Annotated in this window: 9 protein-coding genes; 3 read left to right on the top strand and 6 right to left on the bottom strand. The window is 43.3% G+C overall.

All coding sequences use genetic code 11. The features are described from left to right. Positions 1-42: 42 nt before the first annotated feature. Positions 43-2,064: a S9 family peptidase gene (locus tag AN213_RS18880; protein WP_055199351.1), complete on the bottom strand. Its 2,022-nt coding sequence runs from the start codon at positions 2,062-2,064 to the stop codon at positions 43-45. A 162-nt stretch (positions 2,065-2,226) separates the two neighbouring features. Between AN213_RS18880 and AN213_RS18875 the strand changes: the two genes are divergently transcribed. The 3 genes from AN213_RS18875 (at position 2,227) to AN213_RS18865 (ending at position 4,487) form a co-directional block, all read left to right on the top strand. After that, positions 2,227-2,604, top strand: a complete 378-nt coding sequence (locus AN213_RS18875; protein ID WP_054563159.1) for a VOC family protein — start codon at positions 2,227-2,229, stop codon at positions 2,602-2,604. Positions 2,605-3,091: 487 nt separating this feature from the next. Next, complete coding sequence (locus AN213_RS18870) at positions 3,092-3,352, top strand: hypothetical protein (RefSeq protein ID WP_054553385.1); 261 nt, start codon at positions 3,092-3,094, stop codon at positions 3,350-3,352. A 262-nt stretch (positions 3,353-3,614) separates the two neighbouring features. Continuing rightward, positions 3,615-4,487, top strand: coding sequence for a WD40 repeat domain-containing protein (locus AN213_RS18865; RefSeq protein ID WP_055199350.1), 873 nt, complete (start codon positions 3,615-3,617; stop codon positions 4,485-4,487). A 157-nt stretch (positions 4,488-4,644) separates the two neighbouring features. Here AN213_RS18865 and AN213_RS18860 read toward each other — a convergent pair whose 3' ends face one another. Genes AN213_RS18860 through AN213_RS18840 form a run of 5 tightly spaced genes read right to left on the bottom strand, consistent with a single transcriptional unit; the run spans position 4,645 to position 9,745 of the window. Further along, the gene (locus AN213_RS18860) at positions 4,645-5,502 is read right to left on the bottom strand and encodes an aminotransferase class IV (RefSeq protein ID WP_055199349.1); all 858 of its coding nucleotides are present in this window, start codon (positions 5,500-5,502) and stop codon (positions 4,645-4,647) included. 2 nt (positions 5,503-5,504) lie between these two features. After that, on the bottom strand, positions 5,505-6,368 hold the full coding sequence (locus tag AN213_RS18855; protein ID WP_055199348.1) for a glutamate cyclase domain-containing protein: 864 nt from the start codon (positions 6,366-6,368) through the stop codon (positions 5,505-5,507). After that, positions 6,353-7,084 carry a 5-oxoprolinase subunit PxpA gene (locus AN213_RS18850; protein ID WP_055199353.1) on the bottom strand — a complete coding sequence of 244 codons (732 nt, stop codon included), beginning with the start codon at positions 7,082-7,084 and terminating at the stop codon, positions 6,353-6,355. Before AN213_RS18850 ends, AN213_RS18855 begins: the two co-directional genes overlap by 16 nt. 6 nt (positions 7,085-7,090) lie before the next feature. Further along, the gene (locus AN213_RS18845) at positions 7,091-7,888 is read right to left on the bottom strand and encodes a putative hydro-lyase (protein WP_055199347.1); all 798 of its coding nucleotides are present in this window, start codon (positions 7,886-7,888) and stop codon (positions 7,091-7,093) included. Between the two features lie 48 nt (positions 7,889-7,936). After that, the gene (locus tag AN213_RS18840; RefSeq protein WP_055199346.1) at positions 7,937-9,745 is read right to left on the bottom strand and encodes a glycoside hydrolase family 3 protein; all 1,809 of its coding nucleotides are present in this window, start codon (positions 9,743-9,745) and stop codon (positions 7,937-7,939) included. Positions 9,746-9,953: the final 208 nt, after the last annotated feature.

Below are 9,953 nucleotides of genomic sequence, written 5' to 3'. Positions count from 1 at the left end.
CTCGCAACTCGCAACTCGCAACTCGCAACTCGCAACTCGCAACTACTTACTATGTTTATCAAACCACCATTGAATATAGGCTACTTTGGTCATCAGGTTTGATGGGCGTGCGGTAATACCATGTGAGGCATTAGGAATACGCACCATCGCTGTATCAACTCCTTGTAGCTTTAACGCTTGGTAAAATTGCTCGGTTTCAGAAATCGGCGTACGATAGTCTGATTCACCGGTTAACAGCATAGTTGGTGTTTTTACATTGCCCACATAGCTAATAGGTGAGCGCTTCATATAATGTTCAATATTGTCCCATGGTTTACCTGGGAACCAATAGTCAGCAAAGAAAGGGTAGAAGTCAGCAGTTAGTACAAAGCTGATCCAATTGATAACAGGTTTAGCAACAACAGCTGCTGCAAAGCGGTCTGTATGACCCACAATCCATGCAGTTAAAACACCGCCACCTGAACCGCCGGTAACAAACAACTTACTCTCGTCAATAAAGCCCTTATTGATGACAGCATCAACACCTGTCATCAAGTCATCAAAGTCATTACTTGGGTAGTTATGATGAATTGTTTGCGCAAACTCTTTGCCGTATGAGTCACTGCCGCGCGGGTTCATATAAAGTACAACATTACCTTTGGCTGCGTATAATTGTACTTCAGGGCTAAAGTGAGGACCGTAGTTTGCAACAGGACCGCCGTGGATCTCTAAAACAAGTGGGTACTTTTTGTTTTTATCAAAACCCGGTGGGTAAGCAATCCAACCTTGAATAGCCAAACCGTCGTGGCTTGATTTAACCCAAATTTCTTCAACCTTGGCCAACTCTTTGTCGCCCAGCGCATCTTCGTTTAATTGTGTTAAACGCGCGGTTTTACCGCGCTTAATTAATGCTACATCAGCTGGGCGCTGTGTATCTGCGAGTGTGAATGCAACTTCACCATCTTCGCTCACATCAAAATCACCACCTGAATACGGACGACCAAAGGCAACACTACCAATCTCTGAGGTAATCACCTTATGTTTACCACTACGCGGCTGGTAAGCTAGGTGTGTTTTGCCTTCGCTATCGTAGCTAAAATAAAGACCTCTGCCGCTATCATCCCATTTTATATCTTCGACACTACGGTCTAAATCAGCAGTGAGTACTGAGGTTTTTCCTGATTTCAAATCAAGTAAATAAATGTCGCTGTTTTCATAGTTAGTCTTTTTGTCGTCATAGCCTGTGTATGCCAGATAACGACCATTTGGCGAGACTTTTGGGCGTGAATCTGGGCCTTTACGGTCTGTTATTTGGGTAATTGAACGATCCGCTAAGCTAAGTTTATAGATTTCAGATTCAGTTGGGTGTAATTCATTATCTTCATAACGATTAGCCGAAAAATAAAACGCATCGCCTTTTTCGTTAAAGCTAATAGCACCACCATGATCAAAATCACCAGCGCTCAATTGACGTGCATTGCCGCCCGTTGCACTGATGATAAAAAAGTGACGATAGCCTTTTTCAGAGTAGCCACCGCCATCGGCACGGTAAAAGGTATCGTCAATATATTTAGCTGGCTCTGCCCACTTAGCGCCTTCAGGCTTACCCGGTAAAGATACTGGGCTTGCTGATTTTGCTGGCACAAACTGGCTAAACACCAATTGTTTACCATCTGGCGTCCAAGTTAATCCGCCAGGGCTTTGCGTTAGGTTACTAATTTTTGCTACGTTACCGGTTTTTAACCATTTTACATAGATTTGGCTGCTACCATCTCGGGTAGAAATAAACGCTAAACGAGTTTCATCTGGTGACAATACCGGAGAGTAATCCATATGCACGCCAGACGTTAGCGGTAGCATGGTTTTACCATCTGGGTTTACTGACCAAATATTACTGACTTTACGGTCGCTTTTGATATCCATGCGATTACGCACAAAGTAAATTGTATCGCCATTTTTTGTCATTTCTATTTGGTTGGCGTATTCAAGATCAAAAACATTTTCAAGTTGAAAGGTATTGCTAGCTCCTGCATGGCTGTAAAAGCTGGCTGCTGCAAGCAGTGCTAAAGACGTTTTAAACTTCATTTTATTTCCTTGTTAGTGAGCAGAAATTAGGGCGTGTTAACCTGTTATAAAGTAACAACCATCAGAAATATAGTCCATTGCGATGAATGGAGAAATCAATAGACAGATGGTCATTTCCCTTTTATGTTGAGTACAGACACTTTTAAACGTAAGGAGCACACAATGATAGGTTACATAATGTTAGGCACTAACAACCTAGCTAAAGCAGTAAAGTATTACGATGAATTGTTCGCCACTCTAAACGCCGAGCGCTTTTTAGAAACTGACCGCTTTGTCGCATGGAGCACAGGTCAAGATAAGCCCGGTTTTGCGGTTACCAAACCTTATAATGATGAAAAAGCCACTGTAGGTAACGGCACTATGATTGCTCTAGCTGTTGAAACCCCAGCCCAAGTAGATGCCTTTTATAAAAAAGCCATAGAACTAGGTGGCACAGACGAAGGCGCTCCCGGCCCACGCGAAATGCCTGGCTTTTATGCGGGATACTTTAGAGACCTAGACGGTAACAAACTTAATGTGTTTTGTTTTACGCATGGGTGAGGGGAGTGAGCTGTCAGCTTTCAGCCGTCAGCTATCAGATTGAAAGTTAACAGGCGCTAGGCTCTAGGAAACAGGGTCTAGCTTATGTAGCTTTATGCCCGTAACTCTTAACTTTACTTTGCGCTACGCTTACATGGCATGCCAGTAACATCGCATAACTACCGGCTCTTCGCGCGAAATAAATTTCACGCCTACAAGAAAATCGTAGGGTAATCCCTCCTACCTCACATCTCGTACCTCGCATTTCTCACCTCGAATCTCATACTTCGCATCTCGTTTCTCGTTTCTCGTTTCTCGCACCTAAAAAACACTCATCACTTCAAAGTTGTATTTATTTTAGGAAATAGTTGTCTTTTTCACTATTTATTGGTGGAAATATCAACTATGCTTTTGCGTGAATAGTTTATTATATTGATTTATATAAGGTTATATTGTTGGTTCGATAATTGCTCCAGTCTTTTTACCAACACTTTTAAAGGAAATAAAAATGAAAAATACGCTTACACTTACCCTGCTTGCTGTACTGCTTTTGGTTCTGTATTCACAGTTCACAGAATTAGCCTATAAATTTGGTTTTGCTGAGCTCAAACTAAATGCGGTTTTGGAAAACAGTGAGCATATGAAAGTAAAGTGTGATGCATACTCACTAGGCTTTTTTGATGAAATAAAACTTCAAAATAAATTTCAAAAATGCATCAATGATTATGAAGCTGAAGGCTACGAAATCGTGAGCAGAACAGACCAATAATCGTTTAGAGTAGGCGCCATGCTCGCATGGCGCGCCGCAGCATCGCACAACAGCCAGCGCTTCGCGCGAAATAAATTTCACGCCTACAAGAAAATCGTAGGGTAATCCAAGAGTACCTCCTACCTCGCATCTCGCACCTCGCATCTCGACTTTTAATCTGATGGCTGACGGCTGAAAGCTGACAGCTAGTTCCCCTACCAACTTCCGCTTATTTTCATTACACTGCTTCTATACAAAATAATTATAAAAATTGAGAATGATCATGACGTCGAAACTGTTTAAACCTCTGTGCTGTGTATTTGCACTGAGCCTTGTGGGCTGTGGTGGAGGTGAGGTGTTTACTGCCCCTGCTAGTAGTGAATTTGCCCATGGTAATGAGTTACTAAGTGCCACGGCGCTTAGTGAGGATGCGAGTCACGCGTTAGTGGCAACCCAATCTGAGGTGTGCATTTGGGATAATCAGTTAAAAGCGCGTCTATACGATTGTATAACAGGCCAGGGCGCTGAACATGTTGAGCTTGTGGGCTTTAGCGCTAATAAATCTCGTTTTTTCATTTCAAATCGATTATCGGTGACTTTATACGATACTCGCACTGGGCGTAGTATTGGTACTTGGCTTACCGGGCAAGAAATCGCTAGAGACATCGCTATTTCAGCCGTAGGCGATACGTTGGTTATCGCTTATCGTAGCGGCAAGGCTGAGGTAATAAATACCCGTACAGGTGATACTAAGCGTTTTGATATTCATCGTTTAGATATTAATAGCGTGGCGTTATCGGCTGATGGTCAGTGGGCGTTTACCGGCTCAAGCGACAAGTACGTAAAGCTTTGGTCAACGAGTGATGGTAGCACTCGCTTTGAAGAGCGTTTAGCGACTAGAGTGAATCATGTTACTTTAAATAAAACAGCAAGCTTGGGCTTTGCAATTGACTCGGTTGATGATCGTGTATTTTTTGATTTAGCCAATAAAAAAGAGTTATCAGAAGTGGCCTCATACTCTAACTTTATTGAATTCACCGCATCGCAATTTGTTAATCAAGATAAATGGCTATTAACGGGCTCACCAAAAATGAAGATGCGTTTATATCGCGTTGCAGATGGTGAATTAATCGCTGAATACGAAGCTAAACAATAGCGCCAACGTACGTCGGTTCTGAGTGTGGCTTACGATGGTAAGCAACTATATTCAGAAACCAGTGATGGCCTATTGCAAGCTTGGCCTTATAAAGCAAATAAAAGCTAAAACAAAAACGCCTACTCTGAGTAGGCGTTTGTTTTTGAGTACGATTAAATTAGTAATCAAACTTATGCTTGGTAAACAAGCTTTGCACTTGCTGCCAAACTGCACCAGGCTTACCATCGCCAACTAACTTGCCATTTACTTTTACAACTGGGCCAACTTCTTTAGTGGCGCTGGTGATCCATACTTCGTCGGCATCAAGTAACTCATCTTTACTAATAATGCGCTCTTGCACGTTAAAGTCACTGTAACTGTGAAGAATATTGAGGATTAACCAGCGGGTGATCCCCGGTAAAATTTGGTTATCAAGTGGTGGCGTACTGATCACACCATCTTTAACAATAAACACGTTACTTGAACTAGCTTCGGTAATTTCTTCTAAGCGGTTAAATAGAATGGTTTCTTTGTTACCGGCTGCTGCGCCATGTTGATAATGGATCACATTGCCAAGCAGAGCCGTTGATTTAATATGGCAACGTTGCCAGCGACGGTCTTGCTCAAGCGATACAGTGTAAGTTGTTGCATTGTCGATATCGCCTTTTGGCTCTGCCGGAATTTCAAAAGCAAACGCGAATACGGTCGGGGTAATATTAGTTGGGTAACCGTGGGCACGTTTAGTGTCGGCGCCACGGCTAACGTGCAAATAAATCCCTAGGTTATCACCTTGGTTTTTCTCGCATAAATCATTACAGATTTTACGCCATGTATCGGCACTGTAATCGAGCTTAATTTCAAGTTCGTTTAAACCGTTATTCATACGCTCAATATGTGCGCCAAAGCCAAGCATTTTGCCTTGGTATGATGGGATCACTTCATAGATGCCATCGCCAAATAAGAAGCCGCGATCCATTGGTGAAATCTTTGCTTCATCAGCGCCAAGGTATTCACCGTTTAGGTATACCGTTCCCATTGTTAAACCTCATTCTCTGTCGTAAAGCCGCCAAGTTGGCGAAGCCGAGTTATTAATTGTTGACCATGCATTGCATGCAGGCCGTCTTCGGTGAGCTCATTTTTATGGGTGACGCCATCGACACTACCGCGCTCACTTAGGTAATGTAAAATGTTGAGTGGCTCAATATCAGCCAGCAAATCAGTGTTATGCCAGCGACTTAAAAAGGCAATGAGCCCGTATGCTGCCCAGTTAGATACATCGGCGAGTAACAGCTCATCACAGGTTGTTAAACAAGGAGTGATGTTTAGCGCTTGCATATGCTGTGCAAGGTTACCCATGCCTATTTCGTTACCGCCATCACCAATCGCTATGGTGGGGCAAGGTGCTTCTGTTACAAAAAAATCAAAGCAGCCGCAATGCTCAGAAATATCAATACCGCGCATATTATAATAACGCTGATGCTCGTTAAGCCCTGGGCGTTCTATTGATAAAACACAATCAGGTTTTAGCTGCGCAAGGGCTTTAATGCTAAAAGTGTGTGCATTATCAATGCTATTAATTGGCAGCTCAAAACAATTAAAGTCATTTTTTAGAGCACTGTAAAGGGGGTTGCCAGTAACCAAAATGGGCTGTTTACCAAGCTTCTCGAGTACCTTGTAAAGTGCAATTGCACCAACCGGACCATCAGTCTCGAAGGTATTGTTGACCGCAAAGCCCGTACCTATCAACACAGTACCTTTTGCTTGATGAAGATGTTTTGCTGCGCGTAAATACGTACCAGTAAGTTGTTTTGCGTATAAATGCTGCATTCCACGCGGGTTTTGTTCAACCATCAAGGTTTCAATGTGTTGGCTGAGCGCTGCGTCGCTTAGACTTGCTGACATAGTGCTTTGATCTCTTGAATGAGCGCAATACCTGCTTCATTATCGCCATGAACACATAGACTATCGGCATTAAGTGCCAGTTGCTGACCACTTCGCGTTGTAACTGTGCCATGTGCAATTAACTGTTTTACCTGGTCCATTAACGCCGGTTTGTCGTGTACGCTGCCCGCTAAAGAACGTGCAACAAGTTTACCTTCGTCTGTGTATTGGCGGTCGGCAAACGCTTCTAAAATGAGTTCTAGTTCAAGCTCTTTTGCTTGTACTTTGTGTTTGGCTGCTTGGTTGGTAGCTAAAATCATCAACTTTAATGGCTTTGCATAACTTGCCACTGCGCGCATAACAATATTCAGCGTTTGTTCGTCACTCATCATATCGTTATACAATGCGCCATGTGGCTTAACGTATTCAAGCGTTAAACCATGTACTGCAGCCATACCATCAATTGCAGCAATTTGATAATGCAGGCAATTGGTCAGCTCTTTTTCGCTCATAGCCATTGAGCGGCGACCAAAGCCTTGCTTATCTGGGTAACTTGGATGTGCGCCAACCATTACTTTGTGCTGCTTGGCGAGGGTTAGGGTGTTTGCCATCACATCGGCATCGCCAGCATGAAAGCCACAAGCAATATTTGCCATATCAATATGTGGCATAACTTGCTCGTCTAAGCCCATTTTCCACATGCCAAAGCTTTCGCCAAGGTCACAGTTTAGTTTCATCGTCATTTATAACGCTGCCATTTTACTATTTGGAATATCGGTGATCAGCATATGCCCTGGGCTATGCGTGATACAAAAATCAGGTGCCGCGTTGGCAATTGCAACTTGTGGAGTCACACCACAGGCCCAAAATACGGGCACTTCGCCTTCTTTAATGGTCACCGCATCACCAAACTCAGGTTTGTTGATATCTTTAATGCCAATTGCAGCAGGGTCGCCAAAATGCACAGGCGCACCATGTACACTTGGAAAACGGCTGCAAATTTGGATCGCGCGAATGGCATCGGCAGGTTTCATCGGGCGCATGCTTACAACCATATTGGCGTGAAAAATCCCTGCACTCTGGCAAGCCATATTGGTCACATACATAGGCACATTTTTTTGCTCGCTGATGTTTCTGATCTCAAGACCCGCGGCAATCAGCGCTTCTTCAAATGAGAACGAGCAACCAATTAAAAAGGTGACTAAATCGTCGCGCCAGTGACTCGTAATATCAGTAACCTCTTCAACCATTTGGCCATGTTTAAAGACGCGGTAACGAGGTAAGTCGCTACGAATATCAATGTCTTCACCAACAGTTGGCATATCGGTAACGCCCGGTATGCGGCTAGTTGCAATGATTGGGCAAGCTTTCGGGTTTGCTTGGCTAAACTGCAAAAAATCAAACGCATATTGTTTAGGTAAAATCACTAAATTAGCTTGCACAAAGCCCGGAGCAAAGCCCGATGTATTGCCAGTGTAGTCACCCTCGCGTACCATTTTACGAATAGCCGCTGGAGTGGTTAAAGATGCATTTTTTTGCATGTGACTCTCCTTGAAATTAACACTTGCCCATTGTTGCTACAATAACACTCAGTTCAGGTCATTAATAGTAACGGGCAGCTGCCCTTTAGCAGGGGCTTTCCCTAGTAAAACGTTTGCCAGCGCTGTAAAAGCAGGGCCAGCAATCTTTTCATCTGTATCTACATCTATATTGTAAGCATAGGTGGCAAGTACAGCATCGCCAAATTTTCCAAATTGGGCAATATCGTAAGGGGCTCGTAAGCTGACAAATACGGTCTTTTTATGGGCTAATTTTGCTTGTTTTAACAATGATTCTAATGCCGCTGATTGATCGGATTTAGCAATTGCAAACTCAGGGTTATCAGCTAAATCATCCATTCCGCCGACTTCAACAACACTTTGTTTTGGTGATGCATTAGCGGCAATGATTATGTCGGCTTCGTTAATTTCTTTTAATGTTGCAAGCGGCTCATAGCCTTGCAAACTTGTGCAGCTAAAGCTGATTAGCTTATCGGTGTTATCAATTAACGCCTGCTGCAAAGCATAGCACTTGCGGGTATCAGGCATAATAATATGCACTTTGCTGCCCGATTTAATGTTAAGCGGTAGGGTGTTTTTCTCGTTTTTCACCTCGGTGATAGCAGCTAATGCTAATTCGGCTTCTACTTTTCTATGGCTTTGATCACCGAGTAAAAGCTGCGCTTTTTTGATGGCTGCTTCGTCATCAAGTGAAGAGGTAAGTTTAAACTTTTCTTTAAGTTTTAAAATGCGTGTTGCAGAAGCACTCATTTCGTTGGCATTTAACGTGCCACGTTGTACTTCTTGCTCTAATCGCTCAATCAGAGCCTCAAGTACTGCTAAGTCTTTAGGGCTTCTGATTTCGATTGGCATCAGGGCAATATCAACACCCGCTGCAAAGGTATTTACTACCGCTTCAATTGGTTCAAAAAAGTGGCTGATCCCCGCCATATCGAGGGCATCTGTGATCACCACACCTTGATAACCGAGTTCATCACGTAATAAGTCGGTGATGATTTTGCGCGACATCGTTGCAGGTTTGATCATGGTTCTGCCTTCTTTACTAACAAACGTGCTGTCGTCGAGGGCAGGGTATTGGATATGGGCCGTCATGATCATACCCGGTTGTTGGTTTTTAATAATTTCTTTAAAAGGGGGGAGATCTTGCTGCCAAATGGTTTCTTTATCATGCATTACTTTTGGCAGGCCTGTGTGGCTATCTACATTTGTATCGCCATGCCCCGGAAAGTGCTTTAACGACGAAATAACGCCGTTGTTTTCAAACCCTGCCACTTGGGCACCGCCCAGTTTTGCAACCAATTGCGGATCTTCACCGTAAGAACGCACGTTAATAACCGGGTTATCCGGGTTCATGTTTACATCGACCGTCGGGGCATAGTTAACATTAACACCCAGTGCCAATAGCTCGTCGGCAATGATGTGTGCAGACTCAGTCGCGAAGTGGGTACCATGTTCTTTATAGGTTGCGCCAATCGACATGTTACCGGTAAACGACGTACCAACATCACGAGGAATTCGGGCAACTCGGCCACCTTCTTGGTCTATCGAAATAAACAGCGGTAAGCCTAACTCTGACTTAGCAGCGGCTTTTTGTAGGTCATTATTAAGTTTGATCACTTGCGGCACGGTATCGATATTTTCTGCAAATAAAATCACCCCACCAATATTATGTTTAGTGATGATATTCGCTAAATCGGCTGGCAGCTCTGTCACCGGTGTACGGCATTTTTGTTCACCCGGGTCTTGCTCGCAGTAATAACGTAGGTCAAGCATGAGCTTTTGCCCTAACTGTTGTTTTAAAGTTAATGCAGACTCAGCAAATGATGATTGTAATGGCATGAAACATCCTAATCCGATAACCAGTGACGATAGTGCAAACTTATTTAACACAGCAAGCTCCAAAGCAAAACGCTTATTTAGTTTTTAGAATAAATTATTCTTGATGTTAATGGGTTTTTAAATATAAATACAGTATTTTTTTGCTACCCTAGCGGTTTTTGAGTTCGACTGCAAAAAGCTAAGTTAGATCACCAAATAGGGCTAACAG

This window comes from Pseudoalteromonas sp. P1-8, from assembly GCF_001399985.1.
Classification (GTDB): Bacteria; Pseudomonadota; Gammaproteobacteria; order Enterobacterales; family Alteromonadaceae; genus Pseudoalteromonas.
This window is presented reverse-complemented; position numbering and strand designations above follow the sequence as displayed.

Bases quoted from the DNA above. Each gene is read 5' to 3' on its own strand.
- AN213_RS18880 (WP_055199351.1), bottom strand. From the start codon at position 2,064: ATGAAGTTTAAAACGTCTTTAGCACTGCTTGCAGCAGCCAGCTTTTAC.
- AN213_RS18875 (WP_054563159.1), top strand. From the start codon at position 2,227: ATGATAGGTTACATAATGTTAGGCACTAACAACCTAGCTAAAGCAGTA.
- AN213_RS18870 (WP_054553385.1), top strand. From the start codon at position 3,092: ATGAAAAATACGCTTACACTTACCCTGCTTGCTGTACTGCTTTTGGTT.
- AN213_RS18865 (WP_055199350.1), top strand. From the start codon at position 3,615: ATGACGTCGAAACTGTTTAAACCTCTGTGCTGTGTATTTGCACTGAGC.
- AN213_RS18860 (WP_055199349.1), bottom strand. From the start codon at position 5,502: ATGGGAACGGTATACCTAAACGGTGAATACCTTGGCGCTGATGAAGCA.
- AN213_RS18855 (WP_055199348.1), bottom strand. From the start codon at position 6,368: ATGTCAGCAAGTCTAAGCGACGCAGCGCTCAGCCAACACATTGAAACC.
- AN213_RS18850 (WP_055199353.1), bottom strand. From the start codon at position 7,084: ATGAAACTAAACTGTGACCTTGGCGAAAGCTTTGGCATGTGGAAAATG.
- AN213_RS18845 (WP_055199347.1), bottom strand. From the start codon at position 7,888: ATGCAAAAAAATGCATCTTTAACCACTCCAGCGGCTATTCGTAAAATG.
- AN213_RS18840 (WP_055199346.1), bottom strand. From the start codon at position 9,745: ATGCCATTACAATCATCATTTGCTGAGTCTGCATTAACTTTAAAACAA.